Genomic DNA, 22328 nt, shown 5'->3' on the forward strand with positions numbered 1-22328 from the left:
AAGCTACTAAATTTGAAAGGCCATAACTATGAGTGAAATGTCTACGAAAGCAAAGGCTGGTCAATACCTGACATTCCAGTTGATGTCAGAGCAATATGGTGTTGCGATCGAAACCGTTCGCGAGATCAACCAGTTTGGTGAAATCACTCCGGTTCCACGCACACCTGAATATGTTAAGGGTGTCATGAATTTGCGTGGAAAAATCATTCCAGTTGTAAACTTGCGTGTGAAATTTGGAATGGATGCACAAGATAAAACGCGCGACACTTGCATCATCGTGATCGACACTGAAATCGGTCAAGTCGGCATGATCGTAGACTCGGTTAAAGAGGTTGTTGATTTGGAAGATAACCAAATCGAACCGTCTCCAGTTCTGGGCAACCATAACTCCATGCACTTCGTGCGTGGTATGGGTAAAGTGGACAACAGAGTCGTTATCCTTGTTGATATCGTCGCTGCGTTCTCTTCAGATCAAATGGGCCAAATGGCAGAGTTCTCTGAAGCTGCTTAATGGTTCGGGCCCAAGTGGCTTGTTAAGTTCAAAATAAAAAAGGCACTGAGATCATCAGTGCCTTTTTCTTTTTCTAAATTCGAATCTCAACGATTAGTCGTTGTAATCGTCGCCCATGCAACGATCTTGGATTTCAGAATTAAGACGAACCAATGCGTTTACTAGTTCTGCTCTTTCGCTTTTCAAGAAAGCAACAGTGTCACCGTTACGAGCGTCTTTGATTTTCGCGTTAACATCAGAAATGCCTTCTTGAACGCTTGCTTTTGCATCAGCCAATTGACCACAAGACATGTTATAGATGCCAGCTTGCGCTTGAGAAGTAAGACCTACCAAAGCCAAAGCACAGATAATCGCTTTCATTAAAACTCCTAAGTAATTTCGGTTGTATATACTCGCGGCACCCTACTGGAGCAAGCCCGAAAACTCCATGTTTTTGGGCTCCTCAGACCGGTTTTACAAAAAATACAGGGAATTAATTGAACCTGGCTCGACTTAGAGGACGTGGGGCTCCAGATTCTCCTACAAAAGACCCGCTTGAACGATTTCGATCCAATAGTTATCTGGATCTTTGATGAAAGCGATGTTCTTCATACCGCCCTCCCCCAGACGTTTTTGGAAATTCACGCCCAGTTTTTCAAACCGCTCGCAGGCAGCTTTGATATCTGGAACTGTCACGCAGATGTGACCGAAACCACGGGGCTCGGTATTGCCGTTGTGATATGGCATGGCTTCTTGAGTTTCCGTGCCCCAGTTATGAGTCAACTCCAGCACCGCCTCGCGACCAAAAGTATACTTAGCATTGGCTTCGTTTTCTGTAGGAACTTGTGTTCCTTCTGGAACATAGGCCAAAAAGAACAGCGAGAATTTCCACTCGGCAAAATCAAGTTTGCGCACTAACTTCATTCCCAGGACGCGCGTGTAGAAATCCAAAGAGGCGTTTGGGTCTTTCACTCTTAACATCGTGTGATTGAATACGTACTTTTTAGTTTCAGCGTCAGGATTTACGCACAAACCCGGAATATTTTCTGCCATGGAGTCTCCATACTTAATGAATTGACGCCGTATCTATAGCACAAGAAAATGTTAGGGTCTCACTACTTTTCTGCTGACCGAAGGGGCCACAAAGGGCAGCTGTTCAAGAGATTGACAGCAAAAATGGCTCAAATGTTCTGTGCTTTTTCTAAGGACAGTCCCCTTTTTGCTATATGAAAAACCATGAAGCAAATCATGTGGGCCCTGTGTTCACTTATAGTTCTGGCGGCTTGCTCTGAAGCCCCCCAAAATATCGTTACTTTGGATAAAAACCAAAGTGATGCCGTCGTTTACGGCGAGGACTCGGTGGCGCTTCCCCAGGAAACTTCGATTGCCGACTCCGAACAGTTTCAAAACAACGTCAGTGCCAGTGTCGCGATGGTATACCGAAGCGACATGACCGATACCCCCGAAGGGTTCGTTTTGCCTACCAAGACCGTGCGTGACTCGCATAAAACCTGCACTCAGTTTCGTTTGAGTGAATCCCAGAATCCGGCTCAGTGCTCTGCTGTCCTGGTGGCGCCTAATCTGATACTTACTGCGGGTCACTGTATGAACTACAAAAAAGACACCTGTGCCGATGCCGCCTTTGTTTTTGGTTTCAATCAAGACACGGCAACCATGCCGAAGGATCAAGTTTATTTTTGCAAACAGATTCGCGTTCTTTCATTTTTCGAAAAGGGCAACTTAAGTGATTATGCTTTGGTTGAGTTGGATCGCGCGGTCCCGGATATCACTCCGGTAAAAATCAAATCCACTCCAATGGAATTGAACGACACGATCTACACGTTAGGATACCCACTGGGTACTGCGAAAAAATACGCTGATGGATTCGTGCGCGGTTTTGATCGCATCCTTGCTATCAGCAACCTTGACGTTTACGGCGGAAACTCTGGCGGTCCGGTATTTGATAAGAAAACTCACGAACTGGTGGGAATTATCAATTCAGGAGAAAATGATTTGGAAGAAACTGCAGAGGGCTGTCAAATGCCGAAACTGTGCAAAGACGATGAGTGCATGGGAGAAAATATTCTGCCCACTTCCTTCATCGTGCCTTCCCTAAAAGAAAAAGGGGAAGCTTTCGCCTCCCCTGTCACTCACTAATATTTTATTAGCACCCTATTTTGCGGCTGCTACGATCGCTGAAGCGTCTACTTTGTGTTTTTTGTAGAGTTCAAGCGCTGTGTAAGAGCTTTGGCCGAATTCGCCGTGAACCCCTAGGGATTTTACTTTGAATTCTACTCCTGCTTGTAGAAGTGCGTGGCAAAGCATTTGGCCGAAGCCGCCGATCACTTGGTGATCTTCAGCTGTGATCATACGACCACCCGTTTTTGCCAAAGCGGATTTCAAAGTATCCACGTCCACGTGATTTACGTTTACACAGTTCACAACGACAGAACCAATGCCTTGGGCTTCCAAGTTTTTAGAAGCTTCCAGTGCTTGTGGCACCAAGGAACCAGTCGTCGCGATCGTTACGGATTTAGCTTTACCAGCTGTTGTATCAGCCAGTACTTGGGCTTTCTTCAGATCGTACTTTGCACCAGCAACGTAGGATTTAGGGAAGTTCTCACGACCCAGGAAGAAGACAGCACTGTTTGGAACTTTTCCGGCTTTGCGATCTTTCGCGAAGTTTTCAAGAACTGTGAACATCACTTGATCTGCTTCCTCGCTGCAAGATAACGAGTAAACATCCACGTGCGGGATGGAAGAAACCATCGCCATGTAGCTCAAGGCTTGGTGGGAAGCACCGTCAGCAGCATCCTGGAAGCCTGTGTGAGAGAACACACAAACTACTGGAGCTTCAGACAAAGCACCCATCGTCAGTGGCAATGCGCCTTTAGTAACACCGAATTGTGCGAAGGTATCAACAACTGGGATGTAACCCAGCTTCGACAAACCAGCCGCAGTCGAAATCATATTGGATTCAGCAACACCCACGTCAAAGGAATCACCCGGGAATTCTTTTCTGAAACCCGCTACACCTGTGGAGCCCGGAAGATCGGAAGTCACACTCAATACTGGCAAGCCCGCTTTGCGTGCGCGGATCATTGCGGAAGAAATTCCTGTTTGGATTTTCTCGCCCGTGTCTTTGACTGCGTTGGCTTTGATATCAGCTTCCCACTTGTTCAATTCTTCGATCCAAGTGTTGTAAACTGCCGGCAAAGCCTCGCCGTTGTAAATTTCAGACAGGAACGCCGGAAGTTCAGAAGGACTTTTCAGTGGGAACCCGTGACCGCCGGAAGCAGACTCTGCCGTTTTCTTGGTTCCGATACCTTTTACCGTTTTCGCGTGAATCGCGACTGGAACTTTTGGATTTGCCTTCGCCTTTTCCACAGCTATTACGATAGCGTCGTAACATTTTTGCAGATCATTCCCTTCAGGCAACGAGATCACATCCCAGCCCAAAGTTTTCAAAGACGCAAATGTGTGAGACATCGAGAAAGATTCGTTATCGATACGACCGGAAAGTTTCGTGTTGTTATCACTGATAACCATCACGTAAGGACCCATTTTACCAGTCGCTGCCAATCCTGGAATCGCAGCGAAAGATTCACGCGCTTCACCTTCCATGCTGGCACCGTCAGAAATCGCCGTGATCGTCACACGGTTTTTACCAGAGATCGCCTCGCCCATTGCCAAACCTTGAGTTTGCGGGAATGCGGAACCCAACGGACCATTGGAAACGAAAACACCTTCAGGGAAGCAGTGAACTTCACCGTGACCTGTCAGGCCGCTTTCGATGGAGCGGAATTTTTTAAGACTGTTCAGGTTCAGACCAGCCATTTGGTAGTTTGCTTTTAAAGCATACAAACCGTTTTCACAGTGACCAGCATCATTAACTACGTGAAACAAATCATACCAAGGCTTATTTTCTTTTTGGGCTACGTCAAAAACGTGGCCGTGCATAGCTGACATCAACTCTGCAAATGCCGCAGGACCGCCGTAGTGAGACGCTGCGCCACCCAGCACCGCATTCATGTCCATCAAGGACACAAGCGCGCGCGTCGAGCGAGGATCCGCGACAGGAATAGATCTGCCGTCCTTGCTTTTAACAAAGCTTTTAAATTGAGGTTCTTGAGACGGGTTGCCAGCCAATTTTGATTTGATTTGAATAGGTTCAGTCATAGAATATTGTTTTACTTCCCAAGCCAAGGAACTTCAAATGCAAAAGCTCTATGCACACAACATTCGCGATCTTTTAAAAGTCGAACTTCATCGTCATTTAGACTGCTCGGTGCGTTGGAGTACATTGGTAGAACTGGCCCCGCAGGTGGGAATTCCATTGGCACCCACTTCTCAGGGTCAAAAAGATCAATTTTTAATCACAGAACCCATGAATGACTTGGGAAGCGTGCTTAATAAGTTCCTGAACGCGCAAAAAGTTTTAGCCAGCGAGGAAATTCTGACTCGAATTGCCTATGAAGCATGCGAAGACGCTTACAACGATGGCATCCGCCTTCTTGAACTGCGTTATGCACCGACATTTATTGCAGAAGGACACAGCAATCTGAGCTTTGACTCCATCCACCAGGCACTCGTGAAGGGCATTCACATGGCGCAGAAAAACTTCGCGATCGCGGTAGGCCTGATCTGCATCGTGCAAAGAGTAAAACCATTTGCCGTTGCGGAAAAAGTTGTGGATTTCGCCATAGCCCACAAAGACAGCTTCGTCGCTCTGGATCTGGCTGACAACGAAGAAGGCTTTGATCCCAAAGTCTTTGCTCCCCTGTTTCAAAAAGCCAAGAAAGCCGGCCTGCACATCACCGTTCACTCCGGAGAAACACCGAACGATCTTGCAGCCCTTTGGGTGAAAGACTCGGTCGAAATTCTGGGGGCCGAGCGCATTGGCCATGGTATTCAGATCGTGCGTAATCCTGAGATTTTAAATTTCATACGCGATCGCCGCATTCCTTTGGAGGTCTGCCCGATCAGCAACTATCTGACCCAGTCTTTTAAAACCTACGAGGATCATCCGATTCGTCAGCTGTTAAACGCGGGAGTGCTGGTGACGATTAATTCCGATGACCCGGGCATCTTTGCGACCACTCTGAGTGATGATTACGAAGTCCTTCATCGCACTCATGCGTTTGGCGTTGAAGACTTCAATCGCTGCAACCAGATTGCTTTCGAAGCAAGCTTCATCCCTCAATCAGAAAAAAACAAATTTAAGAAGGACTTTTTTAATGAGCACTGATTGGAAAGCCTTCGCTGAAGACCTTATGCATATGATTCGTGAAGACCAGGCCGTGCGTGAAGCCTTGGCTCAGACTGGAGAATTGTTTCAGGGATACTCCCCTGTAATGGAGAAAGTTCACTTAAAACATGCCCAGCATTTGAAAGAGTTGATTGATCTGCACGGCTTTCCAACCATAGACAAAGTTGGCAACGATGCCGCAATCGCTGGCATGCGACTTATTCTTCACGCCATCAGCTGGCCCGAGTTTATGCGCGCCATGGAAGTGATTTCCACCGAACTGGTTCCGTCAAAACAGGTGCCGAAACAATACGCCGCCATGCTGACCGACCGCATTCGCTTCTATGAAGGCCGCAAACAAGTTTATGGGACCAATTCCGATTGGGATGAAAATGGTATTTTGCGAGTCACTGATGTCGAAGATGCGGAAAACTTAAATACGCGCCGAGCTGAAATGGGTCTTTCCCCATTGGAGAGCCTGGTTCTGAGCCCCCTCGAAGAATTTCACCCCACCGATCCCAGGAAGCGTCACGAAGAATTTGTGGCGTGGACTCACAAAGTCGGTTGGCGTACAGTTTAGAACTCTTAGATACAAAGGAAACGACAATGGAAAAACAGAATCTTCGCGAGTTCTATCCCGCGATTGAACCCTACAATAAAGGCTTTTTAAAAGTTTCTGAAATTCACAATCTTTACTTCGAAGAAGTCGGCAATCCTGCTGGCAAACCCATCGTATTTCTTCATGGGGGCCCCGGTGGCGGAGTGTCTCCGGATCACCGTCGCTTCTTTGATCCAAAAACTTATCGCATCATTCTTTTTGATCAGCGTGGTTCCGGCCAATCCACTCCTTGTGCTGAGCTTCGTGACAATACGACGTGGGATCTGGTTGCGGACACAGAAAAAATTCGTGAACACCTTAAGATCGACAAGTGGGTTGTCTTCGGCGGCAGCTGGGGTTCCACTCTCGCTTTAACTTACGCAATCAAACACCCGGAGCGAGTCAAAGCCTTGGTTCTGCGCGGAATCTTCCTATGTCGTCCCTCTGAAATTAAGTGGTTCTATCAAGAAGGGGCATCGCAAATTTTCCCGGATGTTTGGGATGAATATCTAAAAGTGATTCCACAAAATGAACGTCATGACATGGTGACCGCGTACTACAAACGCCTGACTCACGAAAATCGCGAAACTCGGTTGGAGGCTGCTAAAGCCTGGAGCAAGTGGGAGGCAGCAACGTCACGGCTCTATATCGATGCTCACGCGATTGAAGAGTTCGATGACCCGGATTCTGCACTCAGTTTCGCACGCATTGAGTGCCACTATTTCACTAACAACGCTTTCTTTGAAACCAATAACTGGATTCTGGAAAACGTAAATAAGATCCGCAATATTCCAGCGTGGATCGTACAAGGCCGCTATGATGTGGTTTGCCCGGCAACTTCAGCCTGGGAACTTCACAAAGCGTGGCCGGAAGCTAAGTTCCAAATTATTCCGGATTCCGGACATGCGGCTGCTGAGCCGGGCACACGTTCTGCCCTGATCGAAGCCACAGACGCGTGTAAATCGTTTTAAGCCCTCGGCAGGGTGAATTTTTTACCTTCACCCTGCCAAGAAATTGTTTCCCACCCCAAACTTGCACCTTCCAAATTGCGGTTACTTCAGGTTATATAACTCAACGCATCAATCTTGTGATGCCTTTTCCTGGGGGAAAAATTTGGGGTTGCTACAGAATCCATTCTTGTATCTGGCTCTCGGTTGCACACTAAGTGGCTGCACACCACTCCAGAGTCCTCTGATCTCTGTGAACAAATCTGAACCAGCTATCATCGGCGGAAAAAACGTAACCGCAAAAGACCTCGCTTCGAAAAGCGTTGTCGGCCTGCTGATTGAAAACAAGCACACCGGCGATCAGGAAGTTTGCAGCGGTACTTTGTTAAAAGGAAATCTGATTCTGACTGCCGCGCACTGTGTGGCTGATTCTGAAAACGTCACAGTTACCGTTATTTTTAACAATGTCATGAATGGCAATTCCAAAACTGTCAGCCGCAAAGGTCTGGCGACGGCAGTGACCGCTTGGTGGGGCAACGAATCTCACCTTGAAATCGAAACGGGTGACATTGCCTTGGTAAAGTTCGAAGGCTCGGCTCCCAATAGCTATGTTCCTGTGACGAATCTACTTACAGACGACGACCTCTATGATAATCAAAACGTTATCATTGCTGGCTTTGGCGCAAACCGAATCACCACCAAACAAATTGATGTAAACACTTATCCTGATCTTATTGGAGCAATTCAATCCGGCCAGGTGGTTTGCCAGGACAATATGAAACTGGAAAAATGTGTGGAAATCAAAATGGATGGCACAGGCACTCTTCGCCAGGCCAATTCCAAAATCGTGGATAGCCGCTATTCAAACTCAGAAATTGAAATCTCCTCTGACAACGGCGCCACTTGCCACGGTGATTCCGGTGGTCCTGGATTTGTGCTGAAAAATGGTCAGTTGTACTTGTGGGGAGTTGCCAACCGTTCTGCAAATTCCAAAGTCACTGACTGCAGTGTGAATTCCATCTATGCCAACGTGTCTTTCTTCCGTGAGTGGTTGAATCTGGCGGCTGGAAAACTTCAAGAGCAAATCGGAAAATAACGGCAATGAAAAAGCTCCTGCTGCTATTGAGTTTCAGTCTGCTGGCTGCCTGCCAACCAGAGCACTCTTTAACCAAATCCAACATCGATGACACTAATGAGGAAATCGCCGGTGGCACCAAGGTCACCCGTTTTGAGGCTCTTGGAAAGCACATGGCACACATCTATGTGCCGGCAACCAAAACCGTTTGCACCGGAACCATCATCGCTGAAAATCTGATTCTGACTGCCGCTCATTGCATTGCCAATCCCTCGCATCCTGTGGAAATTGGCTTTGGATTAGACTGGAATGATCGTGACATGGAAGTACGCGCGGGTCGCGCAGTGATAAAACATTCCGGTTTTGCCGGGGCAAAAAGCAATTTTGATCGCGATGATGTGGCTCTGATTTCTTTTTCGGGCTCACTCCCTAAAGAATTCAAGCCCGCACCGTTGGTGAAAGACACCACTTACACCAAAGAAAATGGCACCTTCACTGCCTTTGGCTATGGCTCCACTTCGGGAATCAATGGCACGGGCAACCAGACAGGCCGACTGCGCAAAGTTCCGATGACGATTTTCAGTGTTTTTTCGAATAAAAAGATTTTTGCTTCAAAGCATCTTTCAGGCAAGGGTGTTTGCTTTGGTGATTCTGGTGGAGCCGCATTTGTAAAAATCAAAGGCGTCTATCATCTTATGGGCGTGATTGGCGGAGTGTACTGGTCACAACGTCCCCACGACCAGTGCACGGCGTATTCTTATTATCTTTCCGTTCCGTATTACTTGCCCTGGATCAGGGAAAAATCACTTCAACTGAGATAAAATATTTTTGATTAGATCAGCAATTTCCCGCGGTCGATCAAACAACACGCGATGCGAAGAATCCTGCGCGATCTCAATTTCAAGACCTGTCTCATGCTCCAATGCCTGAGACATGGAAACAAACTTCTCGTCTTTTTCACCGACAAGCCACAAAACTTTTTGCTTCAGTGCGCTCAAAAGATTGCGCATATTCTGCTGCTCAGCCAGGGACCAACGGGTCAATGCCAGGCTTAGATTTTCGCGATTGTAGTCTTTCTCCATGCGTACCGGCTCACTGCCTCCGCCAAATACAGGTTGCGCATTCCAATTGCGCATCACCATATCCCAAGGAGCTTTTAAAAACTCCTCGGCCCAATAGGAATCACTCAACCAGCGTTGTTTGCGCTGTTCTGAACTTGGATCGAAGTGTTTGCAATTGTCGTTAAAGCCCGGGTTGGTGGAAATCAGTAAAGCCCTGTACCACTGTGTGGGATTTTGCGCCAATGCCTGCAGTGCCAAGCGACCACCCAGAGAATATCCCACCAGTATGTTCTTGCCAGCGCCTTTGGTTTCATCATGAGCCCAGTCATTGAAGTTCTCGGCCCACTTATCGAAACTATGTACGGAAGTCAGTTCTTCGTCTTTGAAATAATCAGGAGTGTAAATGCGTAAGTTTGTAACCGGCGGCAAGGAAGCCTTCACTGCTTCCCAATCAGAGGGTCTGCCCAAAAAACCGTGCAACAAAAACAGATTCACTCTTTCCAAATCGATTCCAATTCCTTCCAAAACTGTTGGGTTTCATTCCAATCAGGGACCATCTCAATAATTTGCAGATTGTCCAGTTCCACACTCTTGGGAACAGTATGCCATTGCTGATAGGACCAATTCCACATTTTTGCCCATGACTCGAAAGAAATCTGATGTTTGTTTAGGAAAATCTCTTTCTTAAACATTCGTGAGAAGATTTGTCCCCCACCGTTATTGATCACAACTACGCGTAATTTTTGCGCTTCCAGCTGATTGGTCGCCCATAGTGAGGAAAGGTCATACATTGCCGTTAGGTCCCCGACCAGACACCAGTTCGGTGTATCTGTATGCGCCCATCCCAGGAAGGTGGAAATCTGTCCGTCTATACCATTTGCTCCACGATTTGCGGCCACACGAAGTGGCGCGCTGTCCAAATCCGCGCATGAATCCCACTCACGAATAGGTAAGGAATTTCCTAAATAAACCGAATGTCCCTTCATGAATTTCGAAGCCGCGTAGATCATGCCCTGCTCTGACTTCGGATACTTCTCCAGCAGCACCTTCATTTGTTCGGTGCGAGAGTTGTCTTCGGCCGCGATCTGCACGTTTTCACGATGAACCGACGAGAACTCCACCTGACCTAAAAGATCCAGGGAAGGACAGTGATCCACAGGACGACTGAGCCCCGTGTAGTGATTGAAGGACACCGAGAACACGGGAAGATCGCGATAGCGGTCTTCCAGATCCCGCCACAAGCGCACTGTAGGAATACCACCGATACGCAAAATGGAATCGCAAGCGCCGGACTTCAACAGGCGATGGATCATTTGTTCGCCCGACCGAATTTGCAAATCTTTAAGTTCCGGATGGCCACGCAAACTGGAAATGCCCTCTGCATATAGTGGCGCCTTGTATTGCTTTAAAAATTCCAGAACAGTCCCGTAGGCTTTTTCAGGCAGAATGCCCACCAAAACCAGCGGCTTGCGCGTATTCAAAAAATCTTCCAGCTGCTTTAGCATTCCCATCGGCAACTGGCCAGGAAGTTTGGTTCTTTCAGAGGAAGCAGGAACCTTGATTTGCGGCACAGGTCCGTCAATCAAAGGCTCTTCAAAGCAGACGTTCACATGAATGGGTTTTTTCCAGGACAGACTTTTGAACGACAAGTGCGAGTTCTCAGCATCGATATCCAATGCCACTTCGTTGTAGTAAGAAAAGATCCCCACTTGTTCGATCGCTTGAGGTGCACCCGAACCACGATAACGTTTCGGACGATCCGCTGTAACCATGATCAGTGGCAAAGAGGAATAAGTTCCCTCGACGGCAGCTGGCAATAGTTCAGCGACAGCTGTTCCTGAAGTTGTGAAAATCGCAACGGGACGACGATAGCCGGCGATTCTGCCCAAGGCGAAAAACGCTGCCGAACGTTCCTCAAAAAAGGAATACACTTTAAGATTTTTATTTTCATCCAGAATGTGAACCAGAGGGCTGTTGCGGGCGCCAGCACAGAGGATGAATTCACGGACTCCCGTATCCACCAGCTCCTGAATAACTTTTGCTGCCAATTCCATGTTTGTCATACTTTAAGCCCCAAAATCTTTCTTACCGACAGGCGCTTTTGAAAAAGCTCCCGCCACTCTCTGGAAAATTCACTGGCTGCAACCACGCCGCAGCCCGATCCAATCATAGATTCGTTCTGATCCCACTGCAAATTCCGAATCGCAACCAGACACAAAGCCTCCTCTGTGCCCAGGAAAGCAATCGGGCCACCAAAGCCACGACGTCCCTCTTGTCCTGGCAACTGCTGCATCCACTTGTACCCGGCAGATCTGGGAGCAACTCCCAAGGCCGGTGTGGGATGCAGCTGCATCACCAGATCGCGAAAATCCGGCTTCACCGTGCATTTCACCTGAAAATCAGTTTTCAGATGATACAACAAAGGCAATTCCAAAATCGTGGGCCCGTGACTTTGCACTTCTCCCCACGAACTCAATCGCTTCGTAAGATCCTCAACTACGAAATGATGCTCTTGCATTTCTTTTTCATCAAGAAGCAAAGACTCACGCTCCGCCTTGTCACTTTTCGGACAGGTTCCAGCCAAAGCCATGGTCTGCAAGAGTCCATGATCGTAATCAAATAACACTTCGGGAGTGGCCCCCAGAACGCCTTGCCCCTTCTGCCAAAAACCAAAAACATACAAGGTCTCCGGAGCCGACAAGAGATTCAGAATCATCTGCGCGCGCTCGCCCGAACTGACCGTTTGCGGGGATCGCGCAAACACCACCGGAACCGCTTTTTGGATCTGATGATTGGAGATTCTTTTTTGGATTTCTGCAAGGTCTGTGTGGAAGTCCGATTCCGCCGGTTCCTGCCACTCGGCCTTACTTAGGGGCCCTTCAGGACGCGGGTTTTCGGTCAGATAGTTTTCAATTAGGGACTGTAATTCCGGGGTACTCAAAGTGAATTGTTCAGCCCCCCACCACACGGGGTGCGAATCCTGCTCATAGAAATCAGGGCAAAATACTGAAATCTCTGAACTATTGGGAGATTTTACATGGCTAAAAGGGCCCTGAATGAGAGTCCATTGCCCCTTGTGCCGCAAGAGGGCCCCCGAGTCCAAAAAGTTTGTAATGCCTAGAGGCGATATGTTATGTTTCCGATCCACAGTGAGAGTTCGTAATATGGAAATCCAAACTATGCAAACAAGTCCCTCAACCCAAATCGTCAATGTTGGCGGGTTCGACATTGGGGGTCCCGAATTTACAGTGATCGCCGGTCCCTGCTCGATCGAGAGTCACGCACAATTTCTAGAGACCGCTTCGGGAGTGAAAGCATCAGGTGCTCACCTTCTTCGTGGTGGTATTTGGAAAATGCGTACGTCATCGACGGCATTTCAAGGCCTGGGAACTTCTTCATTCGACATCGTAAAATCTGTCTGCAAACAGTTGAACATGAGCCTGATCTCTGAAGTCACCGACATCAGACAAATCGAGGAAGTTTACGACCTGGTTGAGTGCTTCCAGGTGGGTTCACGCTCCATGCAAAACTACGAACTTCTTAAAGAGTTGGGCCGCCAAAAAAAGCCGGTTTTGTTGAAACGCGGTTTGGCTGCCTACATTGAAGAGTGGGTTAAAGCTTCTGAATACGTGACTAAAGGTGGCAACAACAACGTCATCCTTTGTGAGCGTGGTATCCGCACTTTTGAAACTGCGACTCGTAACACTTTGGATTTGAACGCCGTAGCGTTTGCTAAAAAGAACACAAATCTTCCTGTGATCGTGGATCCTTCCCATGCAGTGGGAATTCGCGCATTGGTTCCGGATCTGGCTTACGCAGCAGCAGCTGTGGGCGCAGACGGTATCATCGTGGAAGTTCATCCTCGCCCTTCTGAAGCTCTTTCAGATGGTATGCAAGCCCTGACTTTGCAGGACTTCGAAATGATGATGAGAAAACTTGAGAAAATCCTGGTCGCGATTGATCGCCCTCTTCACAAGGTGACAGCACATGCACACTGAGCAACAAAAGCACTCTCCAAATCCTGAGATCATCCGCAGCATGTTTTCGAAAGTTGCCGCGAACTACGACAAGGGCAACAACGTTCTTTCCATGGGGATTCATCACCTTTGGAGAAAAAAACTTGTTAAATTTTCCGGCGCAAAACTGGGCGACAGAGTTTTGGATTGCGCAACTGGAACTGGCGATCTGGCGATTGAATTCAAACAAACTGTGGGCTCTGCAGGTCAGGTAACAGGTACAGATTTCTGCGCTGAGATGTTGATCCCGGCTCCAGGCAAAGCGGCGAACCGTGGCTTGGATATCAAGTTTGAACAGGCCGATGTGACTCAGCTTCAGTACGCTGATGATTCTTTTGATATTTCTTCGATCTCTTTTGGTATCCGCAACGTGGGCAATCCTGTTAAAGGTTTGGCTGAAATGGCGCGTGTGACCCGATCTGGTGGTCAGGTTTTGATCCTGGAATTTGGTCAAGTGAACATCCCGGTATTCGGGGCTCTTTACAATTTCTATTCTCAAAACATTCTGCCTAAAATCGGCGGATTGGTGACAGGCCAAAAAGATGCTTACGAGTATCTGCAAAAGTCTTCTGCTGCATTCCCTTGCCGCGATGAATTCGTCGCGATGATGAATGAAACAGGTGCTTTTTCGAAATGCGAATACATGACCTTAACAGGCGGCATCGCGTACATCTACAAAGGCACTGTTAAGTAATTCACCTTCGGTTCAGTGAAGTATCACGCATCACGTAAAAGCCGCTGCCAAAAGGCGTTCCCCAGGGACGCCTTTTTTATTTTGTTTTCAACAATCTGTTCAAAATTGACTCCGACTCCGGTTCAGGAAAAAGTAGTCGCACTTTACAAGGAGTCCCAGGATGAAATGGATTATCGCTGTGTTAATGTTTACTAGCTCTGCGTCTCTTGCGAGTGAGTTTTGCCCGTCTGCTGAAGACTATCAAGCTGAAGGCTGGGTTGTTCACAACTCTCTTGATTTTTCAAAATTGGAAAAGACTTTCGATACCATGCTGGCAGCTGGCCAAAAAGAAGGCCACATCGTTGATGATCTAAACGGTCACATGGTAGTTGGTGATTTGGATAATAAAGAAATCATGCTGGCTGTGAAGTCTTATGAAGATCTGCGCACTCCCGACATGGTTATGTACGGTGATCACGCGACTTACACTCACATGGAAACTCAGGAGCGTGTTGAAATCCGCTGGTTCAACGGCAAAAAGAATGTCGTCATCAATCCGAAGTACATCAAGTGCATCACGGGACAACCGCCGATTGCTGAAAACGCGATTCTTTAAAACAAAAAAGGCTGAGTACCAACTCAGCCTTTTTTATTTCAGAATACAGAATTCAGAATTCTTTCAGAATACGGAATACCGTTAACAGTATTCCGTATTCAGACCGTATTTCAGTATTCTGACGGTATTCGGTATACGGAATTCAGTAAATTTAAGTTAACGGTGAAATCCAATCCATCGAATCTGGAATTGTCCCTTGCTGAATCCCCGTAATCTCGCTGTAAAGCTCTGAACTCAACGGACCCGTTTCGTTGTTATTGATCATCCAGTCTTTCTCGTTGTAGTGAATCACGCCGATTGGTGAAATCACTGCTGCGGTACCGGTACCGAAGGCTTCCTTTAGCTCGCCCTTAGCCAGGCGTTCGATCACTTCCGTAATCGTGATACGTCTTTCAACGATCGGAAGATTTTTCTTTTTAAGAACCTGAATGATCGCATCACGAGTTCCGCCAGAAAGAATGCTGCCGTTCAACGCTGGTGTGACGATTTCATTGTTGAATACGAAGAACGCATTCATCGTACCCACTTCTTCGATCCCCAAACGTTCCACGTCCAGCCACAAGACTTGAGCATAGCCCTTCTGTTTAGCCTCTAAAGCGGCCTTCAAGCTGGAAGCGTAGTTCGCACCGGCTTTTACAGCCCCCAAACCACCTGGAGCTGCACGAAGGTAACGCTCTTCTGTCCAGATTTTTACGGGCTTAGCACCCTCTGCGTAATAGGAACCCACTGGGGACAACAAGATAAAGAACGTCGTTTCTTTGGAAGGACGAACCCCCAAGAACGCTTCCGTACCGATCAATGTAGGACGGATGTAAAGGGACGTACCTTTTTGATGAGGAATCCAGCGCTCGTCCACTTTCGTCAGTTCATGCAGACCTTGCATGAAAAGCTCCATAGGTGGCGCTTCCAGACACATACGCTCTGCACCTTCTGCCAAACGGTGATAATTGAATTCAGGACGAAAGAAAACGACACGGCCGTCATTTTGGCGGAATGCTTTCATACCTTCGAACAACGCCTGTCCGTAATGAAGAACTGAGGCACCCGGATCTACAGAAAGAGGACCGTATGGCACGATAGAAGCCTCATACCAACCCTTGCCCTCAGCATACTTCGCCACGAACATGTGGTCGGTGAAGTACTGACCAAAACCAAGTTGGTCTGAAGGTGGAAGAGACTTAGGAGACTTAACTAGCGTGGTAGAGATATTTGTCATGGAAACGTGGTACCTAATTTCACTCCACGGGTCAAACTGCACTGCCGTTGAAGGCCGATTTCGGCAGTTTTTTCTATGCGAGCATCTCTAAAAAATAGACGCCAGGTCCCACCAATGGAGCCATCCCGCCCAATTGATTCAACTGGCGGTGATTCAAGCCCACGTTTTGGGGATCCTGAGTTTCAGTTTGGGGTTCAGGAGGTTTTGGCGGAGGAATTTTAGGCTGTTCCCGGGTTGGGCAACCCGAGATAAAAAGCGCCATAAAAAAAAGGAGAAGATAACGCCGTTTCATGGCTTTATTCTCCTCCCACTAAATAATAATTTGTACTTAATTAGACCTGTTTTTTAATAGGCCCACAGGTTCGTTTTTAGTAATGCCAAGGGAACTTAGAGAAGTCGCGTTCACGTTTCTCGACGAAAGCTCCGCGGCCTTCGACTGCTTCTTCAGTACCGTAAGCCAGCCTGGTTGCCTCGCCTGCGAATAATTGCTGCCCTACCAGACCATCATCGATCATGTTAAAGCCGAACTTCAGCATGCGCATAGCGGTTGGACTTTTCGTGTTCATTTCCGCAGCCCATTCCAAAGCGACTTTTTCCAGATCTTTATGTGGGATCACGGCGTTGACCATCCCCATCTCGAAAGCTTCTTGTGCCGAGTAATTGCGACCCAGGAAGAAAATTTCTCGGGCACGTTTTTGTCCCACCATACGAGCCAGATATGCAGAACCGTAACCGCTGTCGAAACTTGCAACATCTGGATCCGTTTGTTTAAAGATCGCGTGTTCCTTGCTGGCCAAAGTCAGATCACACACCACGTGAAGAGAGTGACCTCCACCGACAGCCCAACCCGGAACCACGGCTACTACGATTTTCGGCATGAAGCGAATCAAACGTTGAACTTCCAGAATGTGCAAACGACCCAGGCGCGCCAGATCTGCTTTACCAGCAGCTTCTTTGTCTTCGTACTTGTAGCCGTCTTTGCCACGAATGCGTTGATCACCACCGGAGCAGAATGCCCAACCGGCATCTTTCGGTGAAGGCCCGTTACCTGTAATCAGAACAACTCCGACATCAGGAGTGATGCGGGCATGCTCAAGAGCCATATAAAGTTCATCGACCGTTTGTGGGCGGAATGCGTTGCGCACTTCAGGACGATTAAAGGCAATACGAACCGTCCCCTGATTTTTCGCGCGGTGATAAGTAATATCTTTGAAATTAAAGCCAGGAACTTCCGTCCACCATTCCGGTGTGAAAACATCAGAAACCATAAACGCCCCTTTTAGAGTTTGTCTGTTTTAGCCCAGAGGTAGTGGTCTGCCAATACCAGCCATGTCATGGCCTCCAGGACTGGGATTGCGCGTGTCACGATGCAGGGATCGTGACGGCCTTTCTTTGCCACATCCAGAATAGAGCTGGTGGGTTTGAAGGAGATTCTTAGCAAGATATCCTCGCCGGTTGAGATCCCACCGCGAATGCCTCCGTAGACATCTTGGGCGCCTTGATGAAATTCCGTGCCGGGAACTTGGGCCGAGTCAAAACCCAAACCCAGCTCAAATCCATTCGCCGCACCGACACTCATGAAAGCCATAGCCAGATCGGATTTCAATTTATGAAATACCGGCTGTCCTAAGGATGCTGGAGGCGCTTGAATCAGAATCTCGGCAATACCGCCGAAGCTGTCGCCGCTTTCCTGAGCCTTTTTTAAAAGCTCCGCCACTTGCTGATCTGCTTTGGATGGAAATCTTGCTTGAAACGAATCCACATTCACATTCTGAACATTCTTGCGATCAGCATCGGGAAGTGTGATCGGACCGATTTGCGAAGCATAGCCGATCACCTTCGTGCGAGAGCTGACTTCATTCATCAGCATTTTCGCCACAGCACCTGCCATCACGCGAGAAACTGTTTCGCGGCCTGAAGAACGACCGCCACCGCGGTGATCGCTGTGACCGAACTTATTCTTCCACATATCATCCGCATGACCAGCGCGCGGCGCTTTCTGAATTTTCTCGTAATCCTGAGACCGCGCATCCTGATTGCGAACGATGATCGCAATCGGCGTTCCCAAAGTTTTACCATCAAAGACACCGCTTAATACTTCAGGCTGATCCGTTTCCTGGCGACCCGACACGATTTGTCCCGAGCCATGGTGGCCCGGTCGGCGTCTTTCAAGTTCCTGCGATAAAACGGAAGCATCAAAGTGCACGCCCGCAGGACAGCCATCAATCAACACACCCAGTGCGGTGCCATGACTTTCCCCGAAGGACGTCATCGTAAATCGAGAACCGAATTGATTTGCTGAACTCATGCTTTTTCCTCGCACTCTTTCCAGAACATTCTTTGTTGTTGGGCTTGAGCCACAAACATTTTCAGGCCTGACTCATAGTTGGCCCGCGCCAACTGCGCGTACTCACGCCCCACAGAGTCTTCTTTATAATTTAAGTCAAAGATCATGGCAGGCTTCCAATCCACTGGAGGCATGTACGTGTCCTCCACGCGCGGAGCCGCCCAGATAACCACTTTAGGGGAAACCCCTTCCGCAGATTCTGAACCTTCACGCAATTCTCCGGTCCGTGCAGAATAGTAGCTGGCATGAGGCAATACTTTTTCAATCATCGGCAAAGTTCCGCCACCGCCCCACACTGCAATTTCCTTTTGCAGAGGTGCCAGCATCCCCACGCCTTCAATCAATTCCACAAATCCCGCTTCATCAGTGGAAGTTCCCAGCCACTTTGCGGATTTTTTATCAAAATACAAAGTATTCACAGCTGGAAGAGTCGGATGATAACACCAGCGGGCGGCACGCTCCTTGTGCGGAGACGTGACCGCTGCATATTGCAAACCTAACTCCTGCAATACCGGCATCGCCAAATCCCATTCCTCCCGCGGAATGCGGATAGCAAAAACGGGAATCTGGCGGGCAGCAAAAAAGTCCGAGTGTTCAACCGGTGTAAAACTGTGTGCTACGGGATCACCCAGGACAGCTGCAAAATTTCCGACAGATTTTTCGGTGCTCATCCAATAGAAAATACTGGGTTGATCACCGGCACTGCCCAGACCCTCGCGCCAGAAATTAATCAACTGACGTCCCTTTTGCAAAAGACGATACCAGGCCCAGCGACCGTCGTTTGAACGCGGCAAAAAGCTGCGCGTGCTCTCTTGCTCTCGCTGCCATTTATGCAGGCGCAAAAGATCCGTGAAGCTTTCGATTGCCGGGGCAAATTTTAAATGACCGACTTCGTTTTCAAGTTTTTGCAAATCAAAGAGATGAACGCTTTCATGCGCCGAAATGATGATCTTGTCTTTTGGAACACGCTCTAAAATCTCGGTAGGCACGCCCAATTCCAATGGCCAATCAAGCCAAGTGGCTTTTTGCAAAATGAACTGCGCACTTTCAGAGCCCCACCACTCGGAGCGGTCCTTTGCCTGGCGGAAGGAGTAAATAAATTTTTCGTCAGGCATTTCCTTCATGAACTGCAGAATATTTTCTTCAGTCAGGAAATCATCTCGCAGTTCAAAGTAGTCCACTCCACGACCGGCATAGCGCTTTTTAAATAGCTCCAGACGTTGTGGTTTTTTAAAAACAGAAGTTTCAACAGTGATTCCGCCAGAGATACCGTGCAGCTGGCTGGAGAGAATGCGTCTTTCCAATCCCTGAACCTGATGGTGATGTTCAAAAATACCTTCTGGCATCAGATACACTTCATCAGCAACTTCCTGATAGCGCACTTCACGGGGGCTGGCCCTCTTAATGAACTCCTGCAGTGGCGACATATCGGGATCCAGACGCGGACGATTTAAAAAAATACGCCCATCCAAATCCGTCTGCCTTTTCACCCACAGGACTTTCACCTCATGAGCGGACTTACCCGCCGAAGCTTCGGCGAAGGAAGGGATGATAGTGACATCGAACCCCGCACCCAAAACCAGAAATATATCGCGATAAGGTTTTTGCAAAACCTCCAGGAAAATCTGTCTTTCCATATCCCGGAAATAAGCTTCCCCGTGTTCAAGAAATAATTCGCGAATGGTTTTGCCAATGCGTTTTTCGATCTCATCATCAAGATCCAGATAAGCAACTTCAGGATTCTGCATGGTCAGCTGCATGCGCTTGACCAATTCTGTTTTACCCGTGCCCCGATGCCCGATTATGAGTGTGATCATGGTTTGATTCCAATCATGTTCCAGAATTCCGGAAAGCTTTTGTTGATCGCTTCAGGATGTTCAATATGAATTCCGTGGCCCTTAAGCCGCATCAATACAGCGGCCATCACCATCCGATGATCTTCGTCTGGATTAAAGGAGATGGACTTCTTAAGCACCTGTTGCGGATTTCCATGAATGATCATGCCGTCATCCAGCACTTCATGGCGAACTCCCAACAAATTGAACAAATCGGCGACTTTGGCAATACGGTTGGATTCTTTTGCCACCAGTTGAGGCGCTCCAAATAATTTGGAAGTACCTTCCGCAAAACTGCACACGACCGCCAGAACCGGAAACAAATCAGGGCATTGGAACAGGTTCCAATCCACAGCTTTTAGCTTCGCGGGTTTCTTAATGGTCAAAGTCTTGCCATCACGCTCAATCAAGGCGCCCATTTTCTTAAAGATATCCACGAAAACTTTATCCGGCTGTTCCGTGTGCTCAGGAAAATTTTCGATAATTGAAGTCCCGGCTAGAACTCCTGCCGCAGCCATCGTGAACATGGAGCTCATGTCGGCTTCAACTTCATAGGAGAGTTTTTCCAAGCGCTGTCCCATTGGAACCAGAAATCCCGTAGGGGTTTGCTTGATTCTTAACCCCATGCCCTTCAGCATTTCCAAGGTCAGAAGAAAGTAACTTTCAGAAACTTTGTCCCCGACCAACTGGAATTCCAAATCAAAATCCAACAACCATGAATTCAAAATCAAGGCGGAGGCATATTGCGATGACTCTGTCGTGTCGACTTTGATCACATGATTCTTAAATTTCTTCCAGCCTTCGCTGACAATGTGCATTTCATTTTTCTTGATTTGCGCTTGCACGCCCAGCTGCTGCAATAGGTCGATCAAGCCCCGCTGAGGACGTGACATCAGCCTTGGCGTGCCCTTTAGAACATGCACACCGCGAACTCGCGATGCACGCAATGCCATGAAACGGAACGTGGTTCCACCCTCACCGCAATCAATGCGGCTGCGTTCTTTAATGCCTTTAAGGCCATCACGCATAAAGCGAACATCATCACACCCCGCGAATCCATGCAGATCCAGAACTGGAAAATAGCTTTGCACAATCAACGCACGATTGAACACGGATTTGGAACCAGGAATGCTGCCTTGAAACAGGAACTCAGCCATGGAGCTCCTCTTCACGTTGTCTGCAAAGTTCAATCAGTAATTCATCCACGGAAACTTCTTTGATCACCGTCTTGCCAGGCTTAGCTACAAATACAAAGCGCAAAGTTGCGGCTTTGGTTTTCTTTTTATCGCTTAAAAGCAAGCGACGATACTCAGTCAGGTCCTTGCTTTTAACAGAAATCAGATCATCCCGAAGCGGCGACAACAAGAAACCCATCACGGGCTGGTCATAAATCCGCGTAAGCTCGGCGGGTTTCATCACTTTCGCCTGCACACTGAAGCGCAAAGCAAAATCCAAACCGTAGTTGATGGCAATTCCGTGCGGCAGTTCATAATAGCTTTCCAGAACATGCCCTACCGTATGTCCCAGGTTCAGGACATGACGAATGCCTTTTTTCTCGTGCGGATCTTTAGCAACGACTTTGTATTTTGCTTGAACCGCAGCCTGCAAATGCTTCCACAAAGTTTTCGCATTCACATGTTTTTCTTTCGCCAATTCGGTCCAAAGTTTTCCACCTTGAATCAACGCGATTTTAACCAGCTCACCAAAGCCTTCAAAGGCACGGGCCTCCGGCTGAGCCATCAGCACTGAACGCACCATCAGAATCTGATCTGCTGGATAGAATGTACCGATTTGATTTTTTGCGCCACCAACGTTCAAAGCGGTCTTACCACCATGAGCTGAATCAATGGCTGCAAGCCAGGTGCTGGGAATATGAATCAAACGCACGCCACGCTTAAGCACACTGGCAACAAATCCCCCGAAATCCCCCACACTGCCGCCGCCCACAACCACGATGGTCAGCTTCTTAACAGAAGTCTGTTCGGTCAACTTAGTGATGGCCTTGATGTGACCAGGAAACTTTTCGATGTCTTTTAAATGCTCGCCCGCTTTCACCGCATACTTCAGCGCGATGGACTGGGACCATTTTTTAAAGACCGGGGATTTTTGTGCAAGAATCTGATCGTAAATCAGCAGAAGTTCCTCCCCCAGCTTTTTTGCCGGAGGAAGTTCATTCGTAAAAACAAGTGTGCTTAGTGAATTCATC

23 protein-coding genes are annotated in these 22328 nt (G+C 48.0%); 10 read left to right on the plus strand and 13 right to left on the minus strand.

From position 1 onward, the window contains the following. The first annotated feature begins 37 nt into the window (after positions 1 to 37). A complete protein-coding gene (locus tag ACLVWU_RS16660) occupies positions 38 to 511 on the plus strand; it encodes a chemotaxis protein CheW (protein WP_413576017.1) in 474 nt (157 codons plus the stop codon). A gap of 93 nt (positions 512 to 604) precedes the next feature. Here the strand turns inward: ACLVWU_RS16660 and ACLVWU_RS16665 are convergent, their stop codons facing one another. Continuing rightward, positions 605 to 871 carry a hypothetical protein gene (locus tag ACLVWU_RS16665; RefSeq protein WP_413576018.1) on the minus strand — a complete coding sequence of 89 codons (267 nt, stop codon included), beginning with the start codon at positions 869 to 871 and terminating at the stop codon, positions 605 to 607. Positions 872 to 1030: 159 nt separating this feature from the next. Beyond that, positions 1031 to 1543 (minus strand): lactoylglutathione lyase, encoded by a 513-nt coding sequence (gloA, locus tag ACLVWU_RS16670; RefSeq protein ID WP_413576019.1) that lies wholly within the window; start codon positions 1541 to 1543, stop codon positions 1031 to 1033. A 183-nt stretch (positions 1544 to 1726) separates the two neighbouring features. Here gloA and ACLVWU_RS16675 point away from each other — a divergent pair, with 183 nt between their 5' ends. Continuing rightward, the gene (locus ACLVWU_RS16675) at positions 1727 to 2647 is read left to right on the plus strand and encodes a trypsin-like serine peptidase (RefSeq protein ID WP_413576020.1); all 921 of its coding nucleotides are present in this window, start codon (positions 1727 to 1729) and stop codon (positions 2645 to 2647) included. A gap of 15 nt (positions 2648 to 2662) precedes the next feature. On the opposite strand, the gene ACLVWU_RS16680 is transcribed toward ACLVWU_RS16675, so the two are convergent. After that, positions 2663 to 4669 carry a transketolase C-terminal domain-containing protein gene (locus ACLVWU_RS16680; RefSeq protein WP_413576021.1) on the minus strand — a complete coding sequence of 669 codons (2007 nt, stop codon included), beginning with the start codon at positions 4667 to 4669 and terminating at the stop codon, positions 2663 to 2665. 37 nt (positions 4670 to 4706) lie between these two features. On the opposite strand from ACLVWU_RS16680, the gene add reads away from it, so the two are divergent. From add to ACLVWU_RS16705, 5 genes are all read left to right on the plus strand, one after another. Next, positions 4707 to 5738 carry an adenosine deaminase gene (add, locus tag ACLVWU_RS16685; RefSeq protein WP_413576022.1) on the plus strand — a complete coding sequence of 344 codons (1032 nt, stop codon included), beginning with the start codon at positions 4707 to 4709 and terminating at the stop codon, positions 5736 to 5738. Further along, positions 5728 to 6318, plus strand: coding sequence for a DUF6624 domain-containing protein (locus ACLVWU_RS16690; protein ID WP_413576023.1), 591 nt, complete (start codon positions 5728 to 5730; stop codon positions 6316 to 6318). The genes add and ACLVWU_RS16690 overlap by 11 nt, the downstream gene beginning before the upstream one ends. A 26-nt stretch (positions 6319 to 6344) precedes the next feature. Continuing rightward, the gene (gene pip, locus ACLVWU_RS16695) at positions 6345 to 7307 is read left to right on the plus strand and encodes a prolyl aminopeptidase (RefSeq protein ID WP_413576024.1); all 963 of its coding nucleotides are present in this window, start codon (positions 6345 to 6347) and stop codon (positions 7305 to 7307) included. A gap of 142 nt (positions 7308 to 7449) precedes the next feature. Next, a complete protein-coding gene (locus ACLVWU_RS16700) occupies positions 7450 to 8379 on the plus strand; it encodes a S1 family peptidase (protein WP_413576025.1) in 930 nt (309 codons plus the stop codon). A gap of 5 nt (positions 8380 to 8384) precedes the next feature. Continuing rightward, the gene (locus ACLVWU_RS16705) at positions 8385 to 9179 is read left to right on the plus strand and encodes a S1 family peptidase (protein ID WP_413576026.1); all 795 of its coding nucleotides are present in this window, start codon (positions 8385 to 8387) and stop codon (positions 9177 to 9179) included. Here the strand turns inward: ACLVWU_RS16705 and ACLVWU_RS16710 are convergent. From ACLVWU_RS16710 to ACLVWU_RS16720, 3 genes are read right to left on the minus strand one after another with little or no spacing between them, the layout of a single operon-like run. Further along, positions 9162 to 9914 (minus strand): alpha/beta fold hydrolase, encoded by a 753-nt coding sequence (locus ACLVWU_RS16710; protein ID WP_413578807.1) that lies wholly within the window; start codon positions 9912 to 9914, stop codon positions 9162 to 9164. The genes ACLVWU_RS16705 and ACLVWU_RS16710 overlap by 18 nt on opposite strands. Continuing rightward, the gene (gene menD, locus ACLVWU_RS16715) at positions 9911 to 11482 is read right to left on the minus strand and encodes a 2-succinyl-5-enolpyruvyl-6-hydroxy-3-cyclohexene-1-carboxylic-acid synthase (protein WP_413576027.1); all 1572 of its coding nucleotides are present in this window, start codon (positions 11480 to 11482) and stop codon (positions 9911 to 9913) included. The genes ACLVWU_RS16710 and menD overlap by 4 nt, the downstream gene beginning before the upstream one ends. Then, positions 11479 to 12360, minus strand: coding sequence for a chorismate-binding protein (locus ACLVWU_RS16720; RefSeq protein WP_413576028.1), 882 nt, complete (start codon positions 12358 to 12360; stop codon positions 11479 to 11481). Before ACLVWU_RS16720 ends, menD begins: the two co-directional genes overlap by 4 nt. Before the next feature lie 223 nt (positions 12361 to 12583). Here ACLVWU_RS16720 and aroF point away from each other — a divergent pair, with 223 nt between their 5' ends. From aroF to ACLVWU_RS16735, 3 genes are all read left to right on the plus strand, one after another. Then, positions 12584 to 13417 (plus strand): 3-deoxy-7-phosphoheptulonate synthase, encoded by an 834-nt coding sequence (gene aroF / locus ACLVWU_RS16725; RefSeq protein WP_413576029.1) that lies wholly within the window; start codon positions 12584 to 12586, stop codon positions 13415 to 13417. Beyond that, positions 13407 to 14129, plus strand: a complete 723-nt coding sequence (gene ubiE, locus ACLVWU_RS16730; RefSeq protein WP_413576030.1) for a bifunctional demethylmenaquinone methyltransferase/2-methoxy-6-polyprenyl-1,4-benzoquinol methylase UbiE — start codon at positions 13407 to 13409, stop codon at positions 14127 to 14129. Before aroF ends, ubiE begins: the two co-directional genes overlap by 11 nt. A 160-nt stretch (positions 14130 to 14289) precedes the next feature. Then, the gene (locus tag ACLVWU_RS16735; RefSeq protein WP_413576031.1) at positions 14290 to 14724 is read left to right on the plus strand and encodes a hypothetical protein; all 435 of its coding nucleotides are present in this window, start codon (positions 14290 to 14292) and stop codon (positions 14722 to 14724) included. A gap of 151 nt (positions 14725 to 14875) precedes the next feature. Here ACLVWU_RS16735 and ACLVWU_RS16740 read toward each other — a convergent pair whose 3' ends face one another. From ACLVWU_RS16740 to ACLVWU_RS16770, 7 genes are all read right to left on the minus strand, one after another. Further along, positions 14876 to 15940, minus strand: coding sequence for a branched-chain amino acid aminotransferase (locus ACLVWU_RS16740; protein WP_413576032.1), 1065 nt, complete (start codon positions 15938 to 15940; stop codon positions 14876 to 14878). Positions 15941 to 16013: 73 nt separating this feature from the next. After that, positions 16014 to 16232 (minus strand): hypothetical protein, encoded by a 219-nt coding sequence (locus ACLVWU_RS16745; RefSeq protein WP_413576033.1) that lies wholly within the window; start codon positions 16230 to 16232, stop codon positions 16014 to 16016. A 76-nt stretch (positions 16233 to 16308) separates the two neighbouring features. Continuing rightward, positions 16309 to 17208, minus strand: coding sequence for a 1,4-dihydroxy-2-naphthoyl-CoA synthase (locus tag ACLVWU_RS16750; RefSeq protein ID WP_413576034.1), 900 nt, complete (start codon positions 17206 to 17208; stop codon positions 16309 to 16311). 11 nt (positions 17209 to 17219) lie between these two features. Beyond that, positions 17220 to 18248: a chorismate synthase gene (gene aroC, locus ACLVWU_RS16755; RefSeq protein WP_413576035.1), complete on the minus strand. Its 1029-nt coding sequence runs from the start codon at positions 18246 to 18248 to the stop codon at positions 17220 to 17222. Further along, positions 18245 to 20104 carry a shikimate kinase gene (locus tag ACLVWU_RS16760; RefSeq protein WP_413576036.1) on the minus strand — a complete coding sequence of 620 codons (1860 nt, stop codon included), beginning with the start codon at positions 20102 to 20104 and terminating at the stop codon, positions 18245 to 18247. Before ACLVWU_RS16760 ends, aroC begins: the two co-directional genes overlap by 4 nt. Beyond that, a complete protein-coding gene (locus tag ACLVWU_RS16765; RefSeq protein ID WP_413576037.1) occupies positions 20101 to 21279 on the minus strand; it encodes a 3-phosphoshikimate 1-carboxyvinyltransferase in 1179 nt (392 codons plus the stop codon). The genes ACLVWU_RS16760 and ACLVWU_RS16765 overlap by 4 nt, the downstream gene beginning before the upstream one ends. Continuing rightward, on the minus strand, positions 21272 to 22327 hold the full coding sequence (locus tag ACLVWU_RS16770) for a hypothetical protein (protein ID WP_413576038.1): 1056 nt from the start codon (positions 22325 to 22327) through the stop codon (positions 21272 to 21274). Before ACLVWU_RS16770 ends, ACLVWU_RS16765 begins: the two co-directional genes overlap by 8 nt. Position 22328 lies beyond the last annotated feature (1 nt).

Origin of the sequence: Bdellovibrio sp. HCB290 (assembly GCF_047305925.1) — a bacterium.
In the GTDB taxonomy this organism is placed as follows: Bacteria; Bdellovibrionota; Bdellovibrionia; order Bdellovibrionales; family Bdellovibrionaceae; genus Bdellovibrio.

What these genes read in the sequence shown, in the direction of transcription:
- ACLVWU_RS16745 (WP_413576033.1), bottom strand. Translation starts at nt 16,232, where the DNA reads ATGAAACGGCGTTATCTTCTCCTTTTTTTTATGGCGCTTTTTATCTCG.
- aroF (WP_413576029.1), top strand. Translation starts at nt 12,584, where the DNA reads ATGGAAATCCAAACTATGCAAACAAGTCCCTCAACCCAAATCGTCAAT.
- ubiE (WP_413576030.1), top strand. Translation starts at nt 13,407, where the DNA reads ATGCACACTGAGCAACAAAAGCACTCTCCAAATCCTGAGATCATCCGC.
- ACLVWU_RS16665 (WP_413576018.1), bottom strand. Translation starts at nt 871, where the DNA reads ATGAAAGCGATTATCTGTGCTTTGGCTTTGGTAGGTCTTACTTCTCAA.
- ACLVWU_RS16660 (WP_413576017.1), top strand. Translation starts at nt 38, where the DNA reads ATGTCTACGAAAGCAAAGGCTGGTCAATACCTGACATTCCAGTTGATG.
- ACLVWU_RS16770 (WP_413576038.1), bottom strand. Translation starts at nt 22,327, where the DNA reads ATGAATTCACTAAGCACACTTGTTTTTACGAATGAACTTCCTCCGGCA.
- menD (WP_413576027.1), bottom strand. Translation starts at nt 11,482, where the DNA reads ATGACAAACATGGAATTGGCAGCAAAAGTTATTCAGGAGCTGGTGGAT.
- add (WP_413576022.1), top strand. Translation starts at nt 4,707, where the DNA reads ATGCAAAAGCTCTATGCACACAACATTCGCGATCTTTTAAAAGTCGAA.
- ACLVWU_RS16765 (WP_413576037.1), bottom strand. Translation starts at nt 21,279, where the DNA reads ATGGCTGAGTTCCTGTTTCAAGGCAGCATTCCTGGTTCCAAATCCGTG.
- pip (WP_413576024.1), top strand. Translation starts at nt 6,345, where the DNA reads ATGGAAAAACAGAATCTTCGCGAGTTCTATCCCGCGATTGAACCCTAC.
- ACLVWU_RS16675 (WP_413576020.1), top strand. Translation starts at nt 1,727, where the DNA reads ATGAAGCAAATCATGTGGGCCCTGTGTTCACTTATAGTTCTGGCGGCT.
- ACLVWU_RS16680 (WP_413576021.1), bottom strand. Translation starts at nt 4,669, where the DNA reads ATGACTGAACCTATTCAAATCAAATCAAAATTGGCTGGCAACCCGTCT.
- ACLVWU_RS16750 (WP_413576034.1), bottom strand. Translation starts at nt 17,208, where the DNA reads ATGGTTTCTGATGTTTTCACACCGGAATGGTGGACGGAAGTTCCTGGC.
- ACLVWU_RS16705 (WP_413576026.1), top strand. Translation starts at nt 8,385, where the DNA reads ATGAAAAAGCTCCTGCTGCTATTGAGTTTCAGTCTGCTGGCTGCCTGC.
- gloA (WP_413576019.1), bottom strand. Translation starts at nt 1,543, where the DNA reads ATGGCAGAAAATATTCCGGGTTTGTGCGTAAATCCTGACGCTGAAACT.
- ACLVWU_RS16760 (WP_413576036.1), bottom strand. Translation starts at nt 20,104, where the DNA reads ATGATCACACTCATAATCGGGCATCGGGGCACGGGTAAAACAGAATTG.
- ACLVWU_RS16740 (WP_413576032.1), bottom strand. Translation starts at nt 15,940, where the DNA reads ATGACAAATATCTCTACCACGCTAGTTAAGTCTCCTAAGTCTCTTCCA.
- ACLVWU_RS16735 (WP_413576031.1), top strand. Translation starts at nt 14,290, where the DNA reads ATGAAATGGATTATCGCTGTGTTAATGTTTACTAGCTCTGCGTCTCTT.
- aroC (WP_413576035.1), bottom strand. Translation starts at nt 18,248, where the DNA reads ATGAGTTCAGCAAATCAATTCGGTTCTCGATTTACGATGACGTCCTTC.
- ACLVWU_RS16690 (WP_413576023.1), top strand. Translation starts at nt 5,728, where the DNA reads ATGAGCACTGATTGGAAAGCCTTCGCTGAAGACCTTATGCATATGATT.